This is a genomic window from Salibacterium lacus (assembly GCF_042684865.1).
GTDB classification, from domain to species: Bacteria; Bacillota; Bacilli; order Bacillales; family Marinococcaceae; genus Salibacterium; species Salibacterium lacus.
This window is the reverse complement of sequence record NZ_JBHUML010000003.1, coordinates 81,809-100,585: the sequence shown is the minus strand read 5'-3', so window position 1 is coordinate 100,585 and position 18,777 is coordinate 81,809. Positions and strand designations below refer to the sequence as shown.

The 18,777-nt window shown below is 48.7% G+C and carries 17 protein-coding genes; 7 read left to right on the top strand and 10 right to left on the bottom strand.

Going from position 1 to position 18,777, the window contains the following annotated elements:
- Positions 1 to 42: 42 nt before the first annotated feature.
- The 3 genes from ACFSUB_RS11100 to ACFSUB_RS11090 all read right to left on the bottom strand — a co-directional run bounded on the left by ACFSUB_RS11100 (position 43) and on the right by ACFSUB_RS11090 (position 3,933).
- Positions 43 to 972, bottom strand: a complete 930-nt coding sequence (locus tag ACFSUB_RS11100) for a sugar-binding transcriptional regulator (protein WP_380713326.1) — start codon at positions 970 to 972, stop codon at positions 43 to 45.
- Positions 973 to 1,077: 105 nt separating this feature from the next.
- Positions 1,078 to 3,084 (bottom strand): transketolase, encoded by a 2,007-nt coding sequence (gene tkt / locus ACFSUB_RS11095; RefSeq protein ID WP_380713325.1) that lies wholly within the window; start codon positions 3,082 to 3,084, stop codon positions 1,078 to 1,080.
- Between the two features lie 36 nt (positions 3,085 to 3,120).
- Entirely contained in the window at positions 3,121 to 3,933 is an 813-nt protein-coding gene (locus tag ACFSUB_RS11090) for a 6-phosphofructokinase (protein ID WP_380713324.1), read from the bottom strand.
- Positions 3,934 to 4,199: 266 nt separating this feature from the next.
- Here ACFSUB_RS11090 and ACFSUB_RS11085 point away from each other — a divergent pair, with 266 nt between their 5' ends.
- The 3 genes from ACFSUB_RS11085 (at position 4,200) to ACFSUB_RS11075 (ending at position 8,432) form a co-directional block, all read left to right on the top strand.
- Positions 4,200 to 5,198 (top strand): ABC transporter substrate-binding protein, encoded by a 999-nt coding sequence (locus ACFSUB_RS11085; RefSeq protein ID WP_380713323.1) that lies wholly within the window; start codon positions 4,200 to 4,202, stop codon positions 5,196 to 5,198.
- Between the two features lie 4 nt (positions 5,199 to 5,202).
- On the top strand, positions 5,203 to 7,233 hold the full coding sequence (locus tag ACFSUB_RS11080) for an iron ABC transporter permease (RefSeq protein ID WP_380713322.1): 2,031 nt from the start codon (positions 5,203 to 5,205) through the stop codon (positions 7,231 to 7,233).
- 104 nt (positions 7,234 to 7,337) lie between these two features.
- A complete protein-coding gene (locus ACFSUB_RS11075; RefSeq protein WP_380713321.1) occupies positions 7,338 to 8,432 on the top strand; it encodes an AbrB family transcriptional regulator in 1,095 nt (364 codons plus the stop codon).
- Here the strand turns inward: ACFSUB_RS11075 and ACFSUB_RS11070 are convergent.
- Together ACFSUB_RS11070 and ACFSUB_RS11065 are read right to left on the bottom strand one after the other, a co-directional pair.
- Positions 8,417 to 9,199, bottom strand: coding sequence for an ABC transporter permease (locus ACFSUB_RS11070; RefSeq protein WP_090925177.1), 783 nt, complete (start codon positions 9,197 to 9,199; stop codon positions 8,417 to 8,419). The two genes, ACFSUB_RS11075 and ACFSUB_RS11070, sit on opposite strands and share 16 nt — an antisense overlap.
- Positions 9,192 to 9,833, bottom strand: a complete 642-nt coding sequence (locus tag ACFSUB_RS11065) for an ABC transporter ATP-binding protein (RefSeq protein WP_380713320.1) — start codon at positions 9,831 to 9,833, stop codon at positions 9,192 to 9,194. Before ACFSUB_RS11065 ends, ACFSUB_RS11070 begins: the two co-directional genes overlap by 8 nt.
- Before the next feature lie 147 nt (positions 9,834 to 9,980).
- Here ACFSUB_RS11065 and ACFSUB_RS11060 point away from each other — a divergent pair, with 147 nt between their 5' ends.
- The 3 genes from ACFSUB_RS11060 to ACFSUB_RS11050 all read left to right on the top strand — a co-directional run bounded on the left by ACFSUB_RS11060 (position 9,981) and on the right by ACFSUB_RS11050 (position 13,045).
- Complete coding sequence (locus ACFSUB_RS11060) at positions 9,981 to 10,259, top strand: GNAT family N-acetyltransferase (protein WP_090925178.1); 279 nt, start codon at positions 9,981 to 9,983, stop codon at positions 10,257 to 10,259.
- Positions 10,260 to 11,070: 811 nt separating this feature from the next.
- On the top strand, positions 11,071 to 11,580 hold the full coding sequence (locus tag ACFSUB_RS11055; RefSeq protein ID WP_380713319.1) for a hypothetical protein: 510 nt from the start codon (positions 11,071 to 11,073) through the stop codon (positions 11,578 to 11,580).
- Positions 11,581 to 11,599: 19 nt separating this feature from the next.
- On the top strand, positions 11,600 to 13,045 hold the full coding sequence (locus tag ACFSUB_RS11050; RefSeq protein ID WP_380713318.1) for a hypothetical protein: 1,446 nt from the start codon (positions 11,600 to 11,602) through the stop codon (positions 13,043 to 13,045).
- Positions 13,046 to 13,285: 240 nt separating this feature from the next.
- Here ACFSUB_RS11050 and ACFSUB_RS11045 read toward each other — a convergent pair whose 3' ends face one another.
- The 4 genes from ACFSUB_RS11045 to ACFSUB_RS11030 all read right to left on the bottom strand — a co-directional run bounded on the left by ACFSUB_RS11045 (position 13,286) and on the right by ACFSUB_RS11030 (position 16,767).
- The gene (locus tag ACFSUB_RS11045) at positions 13,286 to 13,891 is read right to left on the bottom strand and encodes an alpha/beta hydrolase (protein ID WP_380713317.1); all 606 of its coding nucleotides are present in this window, start codon (positions 13,889 to 13,891) and stop codon (positions 13,286 to 13,288) included.
- Positions 13,892 to 13,904: 13 nt separating this feature from the next.
- A complete protein-coding gene (locus tag ACFSUB_RS11040; RefSeq protein ID WP_380713316.1) occupies positions 13,905 to 14,882 on the bottom strand; it encodes a ring-cleaving dioxygenase in 978 nt (325 codons plus the stop codon).
- 3 nt (positions 14,883 to 14,885) lie between these two features.
- On the bottom strand, positions 14,886 to 15,350 hold the full coding sequence (locus tag ACFSUB_RS11035) for a MarR family winged helix-turn-helix transcriptional regulator (RefSeq protein ID WP_380713642.1): 465 nt from the start codon (positions 15,348 to 15,350) through the stop codon (positions 14,886 to 14,888).
- Positions 15,351 to 15,456: 106 nt separating this feature from the next.
- Entirely contained in the window at positions 15,457 to 16,767 is a 1,311-nt protein-coding gene (locus ACFSUB_RS11030; protein WP_380713315.1) for a protoglobin domain-containing protein, read from the bottom strand.
- Between the two features lie 144 nt (positions 16,768 to 16,911).
- On the opposite strand from ACFSUB_RS11030, the gene ACFSUB_RS11025 reads away from it, so the two are divergent.
- The gene (locus ACFSUB_RS11025; RefSeq protein WP_380713314.1) at positions 16,912 to 17,826 is read left to right on the top strand and encodes a DMT family transporter; all 915 of its coding nucleotides are present in this window, start codon (positions 16,912 to 16,914) and stop codon (positions 17,824 to 17,826) included.
- On the opposite strand, the gene ACFSUB_RS11020 is transcribed toward ACFSUB_RS11025, so the two are convergent.
- Complete coding sequence (locus ACFSUB_RS11020; RefSeq protein WP_380713313.1) at positions 17,798 to 18,667, bottom strand: SDR family oxidoreductase; 870 nt, start codon at positions 18,665 to 18,667, stop codon at positions 17,798 to 17,800. The two genes, ACFSUB_RS11025 and ACFSUB_RS11020, sit on opposite strands and share 29 nt — an antisense overlap.
- Positions 18,668 to 18,777: the final 110 nt, after the last annotated feature.

Below are 18,777 nucleotides of genomic sequence, written 5' to 3'. Positions count from 1 at the left end.
AATTTTGTGGAGTGGAGCATAAATAGCGTAAAAAAGCCGGCTTTAGCCTTTTAAGAGCCGGCCGGCTGTTTTCTGGTCTGTGATCAGTATATTAGCGTATCCTCCCCGGAGTGCTCCCCGAACGGGCCGGTATTTCATCTGACCGCCGGCGACGAGAATGGAAAACTCTTTCTTTTTTAACTCATGCAGTTCAATGCCGATGGTGCGCTCATTTAACTCTTCATGACATATTTGTCCGTAATCATCAAAAAAGCGGGAGCATATTTCCCCTGCTGCTTCGTTGTCAAGTTTCACCAGTTCATCCTGCGTGAAGTAATCGGTCTGCATCAATACAGAATCAATGGTCGGTGCTCCTACGCTGAAAATGGCCTTTTGGGCGGCTTTTCCTTTTTGAAGAACACGCTGAATGTGGCGGTCTGTTTCGATTGCATGTTTTACCGAAACATGATCAACAATAGCAGGAAGCGGCAGGAGCCAGTTATCGGTCTGAAATGCACGACCGAGCAGGTGAATGATTTCTGTGGCATACGTCTGGCTTCCGGAATGGCTGGCTCCCCCGTTCAGTTGTACGATTTCGAGATTGGGAAGGGGACGCGTCTGCATATGTTTAGCGGTTTCGTACAGTGTTGTACCCCAGGAGGCTGCCAGAATATCATCGTCTTCCACGTGACTGTCGAGAAACGAAGCGGCCGCTTCTCCGAGTTTTTCTTTTAGTGTGTATTCTTTCTCGTCCACATGAACAACGATGACTTCCTTCAATCCGAACCGGTCCCGTAAAGCAGAAGCCTGTTGTTCAATTTGTTCGGAAGGGTCATGGATGGTTACTTCAACAATGCCTTCCTGTTTGGCTTTTTTTAATATCCTCGAAACCGTTGGACGCGACATCTCCAGTTTTTTGGCAATATCCTGCTGGCTGTAGTCATATTCATAATACATGCGGGCGGCGTCGATCATTTTTGCAAGCTGATCCATTTTATTTCCTCCTGCTTACGGACTGCATGTTTTATTTTAATAAACATTGTTAAAAAAATATAGAGAAATCCGGAAGAGGCAGCCTCTCCCGGATGGAAATATTTTTTACAGCAGTTCTTTCAGTTTTGAAGCGACGTTTTCAGGAGTGAATCCATACTGCTTCACGACTTCCGGTCCCGCGGCGGAGGCACCGAATGTTTCGATGCCGAATGCAGCACCTTCTTCTCCGGTGTAGCGTTCCCAACCGAACGGGGAAGCCATTTCGACTGCCAGCCGGGCTTTGACCTCGGGCGGGATAACTTGACGGCGGTAGGATGAATCCTGCTTGTCAAATTTATCCCAGCTCGGCATGCTGACAACACGGACCGCAATATTCTCCTGTTCGAGGAGTTTCTGGGCTTCAACCGCCAGCGATACTTCCGAACCGCTCGCCAAAAGCAGTGCGTCGGGATCTCCTTTTGAATCACTGACGACATAAGCCCCGCGCTTCACGCCTTCCTCAGCACGTTCTGCCGTGCCGGGGAGAACGGGAAGGTTCTGCCTTGTTAAAACGAGAGCTGTCGGGTGGTCTTTCGTTTCCATTGCCTGTTTCCACGCCGCCCGGGTTTCATTTCCGTCAGCGGGACGGATGACCGAAATTCCTGGAATAGCACGCATCGAAGGAAGTTGTTCGATCGGCTCATGCGTCGGACCGTCTTCGCCGACAGCTATGCTGTCATGGGTGAATACATAATTAACCGGCAGTTCCATGATGGAAGCCATCCGGATGGCCGGACGGAGATAATCGGAAAAGACGAAGAAGGTTCCAGCAAACGCCGTCAGCCCGCCGTGCAGAGCAATGCCGTTCAATGCTGCTGCCATGGCGAATTCGCGTACTCCGAACCACACGTTTTTTCCGGTGTAGTCAGGCGGCCCGAAATCTTCGGTATCATTGATATGCGTTTTATTGGAACCGCCGAGGTCAGCTGATCCGCCGAAGAATTCAGGTACATTGCGGGCAATCTCCTGAATGACCTCACCCGATACAGCACGACTTGCTTTTGGTTTATCGTCTTCCTGATAAACCGGAAGCGTGGCGTCCCATTCAGACGGCAGCTCACCATTTACAGCTCGTTTAAACTGGGCACCTTTCTCCGGATGATTCTTTTCGTATTGTTCAACCAGGGTCTGCCACTTTTCATGCTGGGCTTTACCAGGCTTTTTGATCATATCATGAAAACGGCTGTATACCTGGTCGGGAACAAAGAAAGGTTCCTCAAACGGCCATTCGTAAGATTCTTTTGCCAATTTCACTTCATCCTCGCCAAGAGCAGCTCCGTGGGATGCGGCACTGCCGCTCTTGTTCGGTGCGCCGAAACCGATGACGGTTTTGACTTCAATAAAGGAAGGTTTGTCTGTAACAGACTGAGCTTCTTTAATGGCCTTCTCGACAGCCTCCATATCTTCGCCGTCCTCGATATACTGAACATGCCAGCCGTAAGCTTCGAAACGCTTGGCAGGGTTCTCTGAGAAGGAGCGGTTCAGGTCACCGTCAAGAGAGATGTCATTGGAGTCATAAAGAAGAATCATTTTGCCAAGCTGCAGATGGCCGGCGAGAGATGCAGCTTCGGCACTGACACCTTCCATCAGATCCCCGTCACCGCAGATGGCATAAGTATAATGATCAATCAGCTCTGTTTTGTTGTCATTGTACAAGGATGCAAGCTTTCGTTCGGCCATTGCCATACCGACCGCCATCGCAACTCCCTGACCGAGCGGACCGGTGGTGGCGTCCACTCCCGGTGTATCAGCAGATTCCGGGTGTCCCGGGGTTTTACTTCCCCAGCTTCTGAACTCTTTTAAATCGTCCAGACTGATATCATACCCGCTTAAATGCAGGAGACTGTATAAAAGCATCGATCCGTGACCTGCGGACAGGACGAAACGGTCGCGGTTGATCCAGTCCGGGTTATCGGGATCGGTCTTAAAGAATCTGCTCCACAGCGTGTACGCCATTGGAGCGGCACCCATCGGCATTCCGGGATGGCCGGACTGTGCATTTTCCACTGCGTCCATGGAAAGCGTCCGAATCGTCTGTACAGCCAGTTTATCTTCTTCTGTAAAATGTGACAAAGTTATGTCCTCCTTCTATTATGCTTCGGGAATGTTTTATGCGGTGATGTGAAACCATTCCACCTGATAGGACGCCTTCAGGGAAGAACGCCTCCATTCATCTGCCTTCCGGGCGGCGCGGACCATCAAGAGTCTGTCTTTTGCCGTAAACTTCGGTCCGAGACACTGAGCACTGTCAACGGTTACAACATTGACATGAGGGGACCGGTTTTGAGGCAGACGTTTCTGTACCTCGGCAAGGTCCACTGATTCCTCCACAGCGGCCAGAGCAAAAGTGTGCCCGCTTTGGTAATGTTGTTCCAGCTCCCGTGTGAAGTGCTGCATCGATTGTTCATCGGCGTTATTCAGTTTCAATCCCCCGGTGCACAGCGCGGTATCTTCTGTCAAATGAAGAGACGCACCGTCGGGAAGCTGAAGAAAAAACAGCCTCGGATTGTCGTATTTCATGGAATCGGCAGTGTCGGCAACACTGAGAGCGTACTGTACGATTTCATTGAGCGCGGTATCATACCCGATAGATTCCGACTCACGGATAATCGGATAAAAAATGGAGACCGGCAGCATAAAGACCGGCTGTCCAATGTCTTTTAAGAACTGCTGCAATTCCTTTTCCGATGTCAGCGGATCGGTCAGAAGCAGTACCATGTCCGCATGTGCCTGCAGTGTCTCCGTTACTTCCCACTGTTTCAGCTGCATGGGGGAGAATGGGGCGCTCCGGGCAAACCGATCGGGGTCAAATGGGTGCCATTCCGCTTTAAAACGGCCGGGCAGAACCATATTCCATGTAGAACCGGACTCACAAAGCTGCCCGGCAAAGAAGTGCAGAAAAGAACTGGGTAATACACTCATATTAACAACAGCAGCGTTCAATCTTCATCACCACGCATTGAAATAAATTTCATTAATAATTAAACATTTTTTCATCAATCATTATAAACGATGAAACAAAGATTAACAATTCAATTGGTGAAAAAATCTGAAAAGAATTAATATCAGAAAAAATTCAAGGGTGAGTTGACAGTCTCATTATTTTCATAGAAAATGTAATTGATATTGATAATCTTTATCAAAAGAAGAGGTTTTTCACACACTTTATACAGTAAGGGGAAATACATATGAAAAAGTGGATGACAGGATTGGCCATGTCGGGAATGCTGCTTCTCGGAGCCTGCGGGAACGAAGAAAGCAGTGGGAGTGAAGAGCAGCAGAACACCGGAGAAAATCAGGATACCCGCAGTGTAACAATCGAGGATGCGAACGGAGAGCAGACGATAGAAGGAACGCCTCAGAATATAGTTGCCCTGGAATGGTACAATGCGGAGCAGCTGCTCTCTCTTGGCATTCAGCCCGCCGGAGTGCCGAATGTGGAAGGATATAAAGACTGGATGAATACCGGGAAGGAGCTGGCCGGCAGCGTAGAGGACGTGGGCACACGCGCGGAGCCGAATCTGGAAGCCATTTCGCGGCTCAATCCGGATCTGATCATTGCCGCTCAGTTCAGGCACGAACAGACGATTGACCGCCTCAAAGAAATTGCGCCGGTCATTACGTTTGCGCCGTACAACGAAGAAAATTCCCAGAACCTCTACAAGGCGCTGATGGATCAGTTCCGAACGATTGCCAAAGTGACGGACAAAGAACAGGAAGCCGATCAGGCACTGGAAGAGCTGGATCAATTCTATGAAGAGCAGAAACAGCGTCTTGCTGAGGCCGGACTGGATGGAGCCCGGTACGTGTCTTCCATGACATTCAGTTCCCAGAACTCGCCGACGCTGCGGCTGTATACCGATAATTCGTATCCGGCGCAGGTGATGAGTAAGCTTGGTCTTGAAAATGTCTACGAAGCAGATGAACATATGCAGTACGGGTACACCGAAGGGGGCGTGGAACCGCTCCAGAATTTTCAGGAAGAAGATGTACAGTTCCTTGCTTTTGTTCAGGAAGATGACAATATCTTCGAAAATCAGCTGCAGGGCAATCCGGTCTGGGAGAATCTGAGCTTCGTGGAGGAAGGAAACACGTACTTTCTCCCGGGAGATACCCCTGTGATCGGCGGCGTATCCTCTGCCAGAGCATTAACAAAAGAGATTGTGGATTCTTTGGTGGAAGAGTGATTCTATGAAAAACAAAACACCATGGCAGCATACGATGCTTGCGGTTCTCACTTTTGGAGGTGGAACCGCTCTTTTGTTCGTTTTGACTTTTGTTCATATTAATCAGGGAGATGTGTCTATCCCTGTTTCGTTAGTGGTGGAAGCCCTCACGAATCCGCAGGACATTCTCGCCCATCACACGGTGCGTATTCTCCGCATGCCAAGAGCGGTGATAGGTATCCTTGCCGGAGGCGCGCTTGCTGTATCGGGTGTTGTCCTGCAGACCGTTACGAAAAATCCGCTCGCTTCGGCCAGTACACTCGGCATTCATTCCGGTACATATTTTGCGGTTGTGGCAGGTACAGTGTTTCTCCCTGCTGCCTTATCCGGGAATTCCCTTTTTACGGCTTTTCTTGGGGGTCTTGGGACGTTTCTCGTTGTTTATATGTTATCAGGCGGCAGGAAAGCGACACCGGTTCGAATGGTGCTTGCCGGTATGATTGTGACGTTGTTATGTTCGTCGATGACCAATGTCCTTCAAATCTTTTATGAACAGGAAACGGCGGGTCTGTTTTTGTGGGGGTCCGGTACGCTCGTTCAGAATGACTGGAGCGGCGTTCAGTTTGCGGTGCCATTCGTTGCTGTTAGTTTAGGGATCGTTCTGATTATGTCATCGCAGCTTGATACGTTGAAGCTCGGAGACGATGTAGCTGCCGGCCTGGGTCAGAACGTCCACCTCGTGAAATTCATCTCTGTCATCGCAGCGGTAATGCTGACGTCTGTAACGGTAAGTGTTGTTGGTCCTATTGGTTTTGTCGGTTTGATTGCTCCGCATATCATCAAACGGCTCGGGTACCGAAAGCATTTGTCCATAACGACTGCTTCTTTTATATGGGGCGGCAATGTACTTCTGGCCGCTGACATTGCAGCAAGAGTCATTGATCCATCCTTTTCCGAGCTTCCGGTAGGTGCCATCAGTGCCTTGATTGGAGCGCCGTGGCTGATCTGGCTTGTGCTTCGGATGCAGCAGGGACGGGCCGGAGAACAGAATTCATCCGTTATGGCGGGGCGCCCGACAAGAGAACTTCCATTAACTGTTCTCCTGCCTGTATTGACCGGACTTATTATCATAATGGGGTTCATCAGTCTTGCCTCAGGAAACTACGGTTTCGAGCCCATCGCCTTTTTCCAGGCGGTGTCTGGGTCGTCCAATGAGTTCATGAAAAATTTAATTATTGATTTCCGGCTTTCCCGGGCTCTCCTCTCCTTTTTAGCAGGAATGATTCTGGCAGCGAGCGGCCTGGTATTTCAGGGTGTGCTGCGCAATCCTCTTGCGGACCCGTCTGTTATCGGTATCACCTCTGGTGGAGGAGCTGGAGCGTTGACCGCCATGTATGTGTTCGGCGGAACAGGAATATGGGTTCCGGCAGGCGCAATGGCCGGAGCCATTTTGTTCTTTTGCATTGTGATGCTCCTGGCTGTCCGCGCAGGATTTCAGCCCGCCACCTTGGCACTGCTTGGAATCGGGGTATCGGCTTTTGGTTCTGCAGTGATCCAGATACTGGTCGTGCAGGCTGATGTCACCGTGACGTCTGCTTTAACCTGGTTGTCCGGAACAACGTATGCCAAAGGCTGGTCTGAGATCACCGCCTATCTGATCTGGCCGCTCCTTTTTGTTATTCCGTTTCTGCTTCTGTGTATCCGCGTACTGGATACGCTGGCCCTTGGAGACGATACAGCGGCAGGACTTGGATTAAAGGTTACCCGTACCAGATTTCAGATGGCACTTGCTGCTGCTGTGCTGGCTGCGTTCAGCGTTGCGGCGGTCGGTTCCATCGGCTTTATCGGCTTGATTGCGCCGCACGCTGCACGCCTGCTGATTGGTCCGTCCCATCAGAAACTGCTTCCTGTGAGCATTCTCATCGGCGGATTACTGCTGCTTGCGGCAGATACTCTGAGCCGGACGTTACTTGCTCCGAATGAGATACCATCGGGAGCCGTTGTCGCTATTATCGGGGCTCCCTATTTTCTATGGCTGATGAGAAGAAAAAGATAGAAAGAAAGCGGGAGTTCCGGTATGCGGAGAAATTGATAGACAGGTCGTCTATATGCTAATCTGTAGTGTAATAGATGATACGGTAGAAAAGAGATGAAGAGACCATGAAAAAAACTGTCCGTTCCCTGTTTCCTTTCGGTGAAACAATGATAATGGCTCTCGCTGCAGGTTTTCTTTTTCAGGTTCTGCATCTTCCTCTGCCCTGGGTGCTCGGTCCGATGTCCGGGCTTATTTTATGGCGGGGGTGTACAGGACGAAGCCTGCGCTGGCCGGCGCAGGGAAAACATATCGGACTGTTATTTGTCGGATATATGATTGGTGTGTCGGTTACAACGAGCACATTGATCCAAATCGGAAAGCAGCTTCACTTGGTTGCGCTCGTAACCTTACTCACGATTGCTGTCAGTATTTTAATAGGAAGCCTGGTATTCAAGAAGATGGGAATGAAGTGGGCGGATATTATATTCGGCAGCATTCCCGGAGGGTTGTCGCAGGTGGCGGCTCTGAGTGAAGAAGTACAGCAGGTGGATGCTACGAAAGTGCTCTTTATGCAGATGATTCGTATTATCACGGTTATATTCACCGTACCTTTTCTGGTTGTTCACCAGGCAGCTCTGACAGACGGCGGATCGGCTTCTTCGGTCTATACGCCTTTCCTTCCATGGCTGTCTTTTTCGCATATTGCGGTGCTTCTCATCTGCGGGGCAGCAGCGTATGTTATCAGTAAAACAGGGTTTCCTGTCGCCTTTTTGACCGGACCGCTATTTACGGTGGCGGTTATCAATATTTTCTTCGGGACTGCCGCCGACCTTCCATCGTTTCTGACGGTGACAGCACAGCTTCTGCTCGGTACACATTTTGGGCTGCAGATGGATCCCGGGCTTATTAAGCGCTCGAAATGGATCGGCGTATTTACGTTTCTGTGCAGCCTGACTCTCGTGCTGCTGTCGCTTGGCATGTCCGTTTTTCTTACGAACGTCACGCAGATGAATATGGCAACCGCGTTTTTAAGCACCGCCCCCGGAGGTCTTGCCGAAATGACTGTTACCGGGAGCGGTGTCGGTGCGGACCTTGCCATGATAAGCGGCTATCAACTGTTTCGTATTCTTTTCATTCTGTTTCTGGCCCTGCCTTTGATTAAGTGGTGGTTTGTCAGGCAGGAGCAGGATCAGCTGCAGAACACTCAGCCGCGAAGCTGACTTTTCTCATTGAAAAAGACTTTGTATGCGTTCTGGACGAACAGGATGACCGTTAAGGAGACGGCCCCGGTAACCCCGAGGAGAATCGCGATCTGATATTCAATGGCGGTAACCGGGTTCACTCCTGCTAGAATCTGACCGGTCATCATGCCGGGAAGAAATACAATCCCGGTTCCGACCATGTTGTTGATTGTCGGAAGTATGGCATTGTCAAATGACTGATTCACAATCTTCCGGCTTGCTTCTTTGGGCGTGGCTCCGAGCATTAACGCGCTTTCGACGCGGTGGCGCTGGTCCTTCATGCCTTCGGTTAATGTCTGGACACCGAGTGTGACACCTGTCATGGAATTCCCGATAATCATACCGGCGATAGGGATGAAATACCGCGGTTCATACCACGGAGAAAACTGAATGACGATAACATTGAAATAGATCAGGCTGGACAAGGTCCCGGCGGCCATGGAAACAGCGATGATCTGTTTCATTTTTTTATCCAGACCGCTCCGCACGCGGCGGAAAATGTTCCATACTGCAAACGTAATCATGAGCAGCACAACCAGTGCCGTCCACAATGGATGAGGGTTATCAAACAGATAGATGAGAATGTAGCCGACAAGGAGCAGCTGGATCGTCATGCGCAGGCTGGAAATGAGAATTTCTTTGCTGCGCGGGATGTTTCTTATTTTCACAATGACAAGCAGCATAAGGATAAAGACATAGGCGGCGGCCAGCTGCCAGATGGTTAAATCAATAATGTTGTTATTCATTTATCTTTCTCCCCTTGTACGAAAACGGCGTGATATCCATCGTCTCGTCTGCATAAGCATCGGCAATGCTGCGGGAGTGGGTGACAAATACCACCGTTTTCTGCTTCTTCCGTGCGTGCTTCATAAAGGCTTCCATCACTTCATGCTCGAGCCCTTCATCGAGTGCGGATGTCGGCTCGTCGAGCAGGCAGACCGGCGGATCAAGCAGGGTGAGTCTGGCGAGCGCGAGCCGCTGCTGTTCCCCGCCTGATAATGTCTCGGCGTCGTCGCCGAGTTCTTTTTGGAGATCATACTGCTGGATAGAATGTTTCATCTGCTCTTCGGAAGGGAGGGGCCTGCCGGCGAAACGGCATCCGGATTCCAGGTTTTCCTTCACTGTATCCCCGAACAGGACAGGCTGCTGGGAGAGCATTGCCGCTTCCCTCCGCAGTTCTACGGCCTCCCAGTCCTGTACCGGTGTCCCTTGAAAGCGGATGACGCCTTTATCAGCGGACACGAGATGATTCATCAATTTCAGCATCGTCGATTTTCCCGACCCGCTTTCTCCGATCAGAGCTGTCATGCTCCCTTTCTGAATGCGGAGGTCATCGATATGCAGAATGTCTTTGTATACGGCTTCTTCGAATGTAAACATAACGACTCCTTTTTTGATGCTTTTCTCATAGTATCGCCATTTTTTTCTCCATACAATATGAAACATCGGCTCGAAAAGGAGAAATGTTTAAGGAAAGCGTCCGCAGGGAATTCCTTTAGATAAATAAAGAAAGGTGGCCTGCCTGCTATGAGTGATATCCAAATCGGAGAAAATAAATTTTTTATCGAAAAAGACGGGAAAGAGGCCGCGGTCATTACGTATTATCACGACAACAACAGCAACATTGTCATTGATCACACCGGAGTGTCGGAAGACCTGCGGGAGCAGGGGATTGGCAAAGAGCTTGTCGCCAGTGTGGTGGATAAAGCAAGGGCGGAGAACAAGAAGATTATCCCGGAATGCCCATATGCGGAAAAACAACTGAAAGACAACGAAGCCTACCACGACGTACTCGCCACCGCCTGACACGAAGTCAGGCTTTTTTTTTGGCGGCATGCAGTCCTAGGATAGGGTCGGCTATGTCGGTCATGCGGCCGGAAAAAGGCTGAAGGGGAGCACAAACGTAACAATAAATCGTTCATAAGACAGTTCAGGGTAGAAGAGCCCCGGCCAAACGTAACCGGGCTCATTTCATAACGACGTTTAGGGTAATCGCCGGTGGTCCAAACGTAATCAGGGGATGATATATATGATAAAAGGAAGCTGCGTTATGGAGACGCAGCTCTTCTTTTATTCATTTTGAAAGCGCTTAACAGTAAAATGATTCAAAAGAAGGATATGGAATAAATAGTTTGGCATTCACAGTAATGCATATAAATCATCAGTAACTGGAATTTCAGGAAAAACTCCATTTGTATGGAATTAGAGTGCTAAGACCATGAGAAGAGAGTTTGGGAACAAGTAACTAATAAGCATGTAGTCATTTTTTAGTATGAAGTATGTCATAGGGTTTGATGTACAACTATGTTCCTAAAAGCAAGATTAGAAGGAAACTTTAGGTTTTTTGGAGATTATGCTAAAAATAGTAAGTGTGAAAAAGATGGAAGCATAAGTAAAATTCAAGGGCATGATAACCATTCTAATCAATCACACAAAAAAGAAGACATTTCCCGTCACCGTTCACTGGAGTGGGACAACAAAACAGCGGGTGGCTGTACATAAAATGGGATTGAAAAGAGAAAGGGAGCCGCTTCCTTTCTCTTTTCTGCCGCCATTGCGATAAATTTTTTAACCGTGAAAATTAACAATCTTCAGATTGAAGAAGGGGAAGGCAAACATGGAAACACACAGCTTGATATTTCTGACGATACTCTTTCTTCTTATGGCCGCCTGCGGAAATAACGCTGCCGAAGAAGCGGAAGAAGTGAGAAGCCAGGCGTTAAATGAAGAATTCTGGCAGACATATGATGATTTTATGGCGGTGCAGACCGTGAATGCCGCACAGATTGAACATCAATATCCGCAGGTGATGAAAGGTTTGAACAATCAAATAACAACACTAAATGAATTGGACATTCAGACAGAAGATGCCAAGGAAATAAGAAATAGTTTTGTACAGGGTTTTGAAGCGATGCGGCGGGCGTATGAGCCATTAGAAGGGGAATATGAAGCCATGTACAATGATAATCTCAGTACGGAGCTGGAAGAAAATTATTCTGCAGAAATAGAAAAAAGTAACGAACAGATGAGTAATGCCCTTGCATCGTTAATGGAGTATTATGACTTTGAAAAAGCGAAAGAAGAGGAGATTATGCAGAAGCTGGAACCGTGGATGACAGAACAATAAATTGGAGGCTGATGAATCGTTGAAGAAGGTCCATCTGACAAAAAAGCTGACTAAAGCACAGAAAAAAGCCTACAAACCTCATGCTCTTCCGGAATTTCCTGTCTACCGTACGTTTGCCATCGAGAAGGATGACCGGTCCTACTATCTCGTAGGTCAGGTTTTTCATGACGGTTATGATCATTTTATGCAGTGGCTTGTTGTAGATAATAAAGGAAACATGGCTGATGAAAATACTGCAAAAGCCGTTCATGAAGCTTACACCTATTGGTTGTGGGCAAAAAATATGAGCATTACACTGCTTCCGGTTATGGAAAAAAGGAATAAGAAGAACCCTGATTCCAATGAAATGAAAAAGTTATTTCAGCATCTTAAAGAAAGGAATTCAGAACATTCCAAGCTCATGGAGGCATTTACAGACTTATTGAAAAACAAACCTGACTACGAACAGCAGGTTTTGGATCACCTGATCTCCTTACAAAGATTGACCGGGGAGGTTGAAACGTCAAACCATTTAACCAGAGCCGGCCAAGAGCAGTTAAAAACAGAATGGGAGAACGTGCTGGAAGTTTATGATTCATGGATGGATTCTTTATGTTCGATGGAAGAAGATGATATAGACGAGTACATAAAGAAAGAGACAAACTTCCCGGAAGAGAGTGCCTATTTACTTACCATTACGGAAGAAAGACGTTGTCTGCTTGCTGTAAAACAAATCATAGGATATTTAACTGACGATTTGAATATGAGTTGGAAAGAGCAGCTGCAGTGGCATTTTGAATCAACCAGAATGAAGCCGAAGGCAGGAAAGCCAAAAGTTTCGTTTAAGGGAAAATATAAAGTGTATCCATTTATTAATTGGGTATATAAAGCTACCATCTATTTTTTAATTCCTTTGGAAATATTAATGTTTTTATTCTATCGGGACATGGCTGTCTTAAGTAATCTTGGAATACAGCTTCTACTGTTTATTCCAATGATAAAAACGTACCGTAAGCAAGCTGTGTTAAATTTGCTTTATCAATGGAAGGAATACATAAAAAACAAAAGCATGGTGATCGCGAGTTTTGAAGCTGACAATACGGGATCGGCATCCGCGTTTAAGTTCGGAGCAATTCTGGCTGCCGTTATTGGAGGAATTATGTACGCTTTTTCCAGAGAATGGCCGCTGCTTGTTGGCTTTTTGATTGTCGCAGTTCTGTTGTATGGCTACAGTGAACTTTCCGCACGTACTTCGTTGTCCCGAACGAAAGTGGAAATTCATGAAGCATGGATTAAAATTGGACCACAGGATGTATGGAATGAACAGATACGGGACCTCATCTGGGAAGATGAAGGAACACTTAAAATCGATCAAGGGAAAGACAAAGCAGCGTTTAAAATCCAATTCAAACCGGAGGATACCGCGGAAGCTGCCGAAGCGCTGGAAAAATGGTGCGAGAAAAACGGCCGCTCTATGGCAGGATGAAACCTTGCATGATACGACTGCCATGCATGCGGCCGCAAAAACGTGACCATAAACTGTTCATAAGACAGTTTATAACACCTGAAGCCCCCTAAAACGTAACGAAGAACCTTTCATAACGACGTTTACAGGGCAAGAAAGTGGTCGAAACGTAATCATGGGGGCTGTGCACTGCACCTTTCTGTGTTTTCTACTGAGTAATAAAAGAGCTGCGTACCAATAACGCAGCTCTTTCGTCATTCTTTATTTCAAATGTTGTTCGTAATAAGCGGCGGCGCCCTGGACTTCGTCGATGGTCAGCTGGTGGCCGTTGTGTTCCCACTGAATGTGGACGTGCGCGCCGGCCTGCTCGAGCAGGCGTGAGAGTTCTTCGGTTTCCTGGGCCGGGCAGATCGGATCGTTCGCGCCGGCTCCGATAAAGACGTGCTGCCCGTTCAGGGAAGGCAGTTCCACTCCTTTGCGCGGCACCATGGGGTGATGAAGGAGGGCACCTTTCAGTACCCCTTCATAATGGAACATGAGGCTGGCGGCGATGTTGGCGCCGTTGGAGTACCCGACGGCGATGACATTGCTTCGGTCAAAGCCGTACTGCTCCGCACTTTCGTCGATGAAATCATACAACTCTTTGGTGCGGTGAATCAGGTCTTCTTCGTCAAACACCCCTTCGGCAAGCCGGCGGAAAAAGCGGGGCATGCCGTTTTCAGAGACATTGCCGCGCACACTGAGCACCGATGCGTCGTCATCAATCAATTTGGCAACCTCAATCAGGTCTTCTTCTGTGCCGCCGGTGCCGTGCAGAAGCAGCAGCACCGGGGCATCTGGTTTTCCTTCCCGGAAAATATGCTTCATGACAAAATCCTCCTTAGACGCCCGGTTTATAATCGAGCGGGTTTAATTTGGCTTCGATTTCATCGCGCTGTGGTTCGAGATACGGCGGCAGCGCGAGGGATTCGCCGAGGTGCTCCAGGTCTTCATCGCCGTCAAAACCGGGGCCGTCGGTGGCGATCTCAAACAGGATGCCATTTGGCTCGCGGAAATACAGGGAGCGGAAATAGTACCGTTCCACAAACCCGGAGTTCGGCAGGCCGACGCTGCTGATATGCTCAATCCATTGATTCAGTTCGTCCATGTCGGCGGCGCGGAAGGCGACGTGGTGAACGCCGCCGCGGCCCTGCCGTTCAAACGGGAGATCGGGACGTTCTTCGATATGGATTTCGGCACCGCTTCCGCCCTCGCCGGTTTCGTAAACGACAATATCCGGATTTCCTGATTCCGTGGAAGGATAGCTGCTTTTGCGGCGGAAGCCCATCACGTCGGTCAATACGTGGGATGTGGGTTCGGCTTTGCGGACGGTCAATTTAATCGGGCCGAGTCCGGTAATGCCGTGCTCCTGCGGAATCGGTGCGCGTTCCCACGGAGTTCCGCCGGACACGCCGTCGTTGTGTTCATCTGATACGAAGATGAGACGCTGTCCTTCAAAATCATGAAAGGCCATCGAATTCCGTCCACCGCGCTCCTTGATTTCTTCATGAGTCACGCCTTTTTCATCCAAACGTTGTTTCCAGAACCGCAGCGCTTCATCGTTTGGAACACGCAGGGAAGTAGCGGAAATACTGCTTGCCCCGGGTTTATTCGGTGCGGCCATCGGGATCTCGAAAAATGTTAATTCCGTGCCAGGGTTGCCGCGCTCATCCCCGTAAAATAAATGATAAACGGACGTATCATCCTGATTGACGGTTTTTTTCACAAGGCGCATGCCGAGAACATTTGTGTAAAAATCAAGATTGCTTTTGGCATCGGCGGTAATGGCCGACAAATGGTGAATACCTTTGAGATTCATACGTTATCCCTCCATATGTTCATTGTACTGCTGAAGCTTGCGTAGAAGATCAAGCAGCTGTTTTTGTTCTTCTTTGTTCAATCCTTGAAACTGGGACGCCTGAAACTGCTCCTGACGCGGGACGACGAGGTGGAACAGTTCCCGCCCCGGCCCTGTTAACGTCAGCACTTTTTTTCTCCATTCCTGGTCACGCCGCACCCATCCAAGTTCTTCGATCCGTCCAAGTACCTGGGTTATGTTACCTTTTGTAACAAACAGTTTCTCGGCAAGCTCATTCTGGGTTAACGGTTCATGCGTGCCGATTTGAACGAGCACATCGAACTGCGTTATCGTCATTCCCCATTCTTTCAAGTGGGCATTGGAGCGGCGGAGACTTTGGTTATAGAACCGTGACAGGCGGAACCACAGCAGCAGACCCAGCCTTTCTTCATGCCTGGAGGACAGGGAAGATGTTTCTCTATCGTTCATCATCGTTCCCCCCTTTTTGTTTATCTTATTCCCTTATCAGTTTATATATAAACTGATATAAAAACAAATCATATGCCTGGTTAAAAGCATATGATTGACATGGGTTTTACACATTGGTGAAGCGGTGGGTGGATTCTTTCAAATGACTGGAGGCGGCAGCAGCTTCACTGGATGCCTCGTCAATATCTTTGACGGAGGTTGATAATTTTTCGAGCTCTTTTTCTATATTATCGTTTTGATCTTTCGTTTTATGCATTGCGTGCTGGATTTCACTGAAATGCTCATCTGTAGTGGAAAGGCTGTCCACCCCTCTGTCGACCAGCTCGACAATGCTGTCAACGGCACTGGTTACTTTGGCGCTCTGCTCCTTCGTGTTTTCGATTAATTCCGCAATTCTGGATGTCGATGACTTTGTCTGGGAAGATAGTTTTCTGATTTCACCGGCCACGACAGCGAATCCTTTGCCGTGTTCACCGGCGCGGGTGGCTTCGATGGAAGCATTCAGCGCAAGCAGGTTGGTCTGCTCGGACACTTTATCGACGAGTTCAATAACCTCATTCATCTGCTTGGAAATATCATTTAATTTTTCAACGTGCCCGGAGATATTGCTGACACTGCTGCTCACATCATTCATGTCTGTATGCAGCGACTGGAGCTGTTCCTTGCCGGTATCGGAACGCTGCTGGGACTCGTCGGCGAGTCTTTTTCCTTCCTGCGCCATCCCCATCGCTTCTCCTGCCTGTTCATTCAGCTGCTTGACTGCCTCGCTGGTACGTCCGGAAAGTCCGGCCAGTTCATCGGCGGTGGAACGCACGTGCCGGGAAAGTTCTCTCTCCGCTTCCGCATGTTGTTCGCGCATCCGCCAGAATTCCCGTTCGTATTCATCCAGCACAATCTGCTGCTCCATGCTGACCAGCTTGCTGACGGCCATGACCGCTTCAAAAAGATCGGTACGGTTTTCAATATGGTGTTCAAAAGTATACGTAAGGGAAATGTACAGTTTTTCAAAGGCTCCCATATACCACTTTGTCTGCAGGCCGACCTGTACGTGCGCATAAGCGATTCGGCGCCGTTTCTCCAGGAAATCATCATCAATGCGGCCCGAGAACATTTCCTTGATGTGCTGGTTGAATGTTTTCTTAAGCCGTTCGACACTGCTGTGTTCCTTGATGATGGAAAGAAGACCGGGCTGGGCGGTTACTGCTGCGTAAAATTCATTCGTGATGTCTGAGATGTGATCGCTCACGATGGGCTCAAGCGACTTAATGATTCGAAGGTCCTTTTCAGTCAGCGAGATTAAGTGTGCCTGTTTCTGAAGATCTTCATGACCACCAAGGTCCAGCTGGTAGTCCTGAATATCCGGTGCAACTGTGGCGGCCTGTTCTTTTTTGGAAAATGGCAGTCCGAATTTCATCATTTATCCGTCCCCTTATGTAAGCATTTAACACAAACTTGTTACTATTTATTTCGGCATAAAGTTTCAAACGTTTACCGATAGACTTACGAAAGCGGAAAAAATCCATTACAATAGAAGAGGTTTGCAGGAAAGGTGTCCTCATTTATGAAAGCCTATCTTTTATTACTCCTTACAGCGGTGATTTTTTCCGGCAATATCATTGTAGGCAAAGGAATCAATGATCTGCCGCCGTACACGATTGCATTTTTTCGGACAGCGATTGCGTTTCTTGTGATTCTGCCTCTTGGTTGGAAAGAAGTGAGACGGTATAAACATGTATTTGTGCAGGAATGGAAGGCAGTACTTGGGCTGGCGTTAACGGGAGTAGCTTTCTTTAACTCCTTTATTTATGCATCTCTTCAGTTTACGAGTACGACCAATGTGGCCATCATGGAAGCGTCGATTCCTGTTGTTACGATCATTTGCAGCATGTTGTTTCTGCACGAAAGGCTGGATAAAAAACAGTGGCTGGGCGTGGTACTTTCTCTCGGAGGGGCTGTGTGGGTGATAACGGAAGGATCATGGGAAGTGATTCGCAGCCTGGGCTTTAATACGGGGGATTTGATTATGCTGGCGGCAGTGGGAACCTGGGCGGCTTATTCGATTCTCGTCAAAATACATATGATGAAATTCCCGGTGTACGGCAGTCTCGTTGTGATGCTTGCGATTGCCAATATTGTGCTGCTTCCGATCGCCGGCTTCGAATGGAGGCTCGGGGGCTTTCCGGATGTTATGCAGCCGGGTTATATGATGGGACTGCTTTATCTTGGCATATTTCCTTCGTTAATCGCTCTCACCTTCTGGAATAAAGGGGTGGAGGAGGTGGGCCCGTCCCAGGCCTCTGTGTTTTTAAACCTCCTGCCGGTCTTTGTCATGGTGGGATCTCTTTTGTTTCTGGAAGAAACAGTGACACTGGTGCAGTTGTTCGGTGCGCTGGTGGTGATCGGCGGTGTTTTTTTAACAACAAAGGTTTCCTCTGCTGCTGGAAACGTCACGAGGAAACAAATTCACCGCCGTTAATATGAACGGCCTGGCCGGTCATGTAGGAAGATTCGTCAGAGGCGAGAAACACGTAGATGCCCGCGTGTTCAGACGGCTGTCCGGGACGTCCCATCGGGCTGTTTGTGCCGAACTGCGCGACCTGATCCGCCGGAAAAGTCGACGGTATGAGAGGAGTCCAGACCGGGCCGGGCGCTACCATGTTAATACGAATTCCAAGCTGGGAGAGTGGCTGGGCGAGACTTCTCGTGAAAGATACGATGGCCCCTTTCGCAGCGGAATAATCAATCAGCTGCGGGTGGCCGCGGTAGGCGTTAATAGACGTTGTATTGATGATGGAACTGCCTTCTTTCATAAAAGGGATCGCAGCTTTTGTCACGTGGAAATAGGAAAAAAAGTTGGTCTGAAACGTTTCTTCCAGCTGTTCTGTTGAGATTTCGGAGATGTCCTCGCGCACGTACTGCACGGCTGCATTGTTTACGACGATATCGAGCGTATCGAACGTGTCGACCGTCTGCTGGACGGTGTCTTTACAGAATGCTTCGTCCTTGATATCTCCCGGGATTAAGAGGCACTGCACGCCTTCTGATTCAACGAGTCGTTTTGTTTCTTCTGCATCACTGTGTTCGTTGTAATACACGATGGATACATTGGCGCCTTCTTTGGCATAAACCATCGCCACTGCCCGGCCGATTCCGCTGTCGCCTCCTGTGATAAGAGCGGTGCTGCCGGAGAGTTTGCCGCTCCCGATGTATTCCTTCGGCTGGATAGGGAGCGGATTCATCTCGGATTCAATACCAGGCTGGGACGGCTGGGTCTGCGCCGGCTGCCCGTTTGTCTGTTGATATCTTGGATTTGTCATGGATGGGCCTCCTTGCGTTGTGAAGTCGGTGCTACCGTTATCTTTCCACAAATGCACCTAAACAAATCCATTATTTTTCTGTAAAATAAAAGAAGAAAGAAAACAGAGAC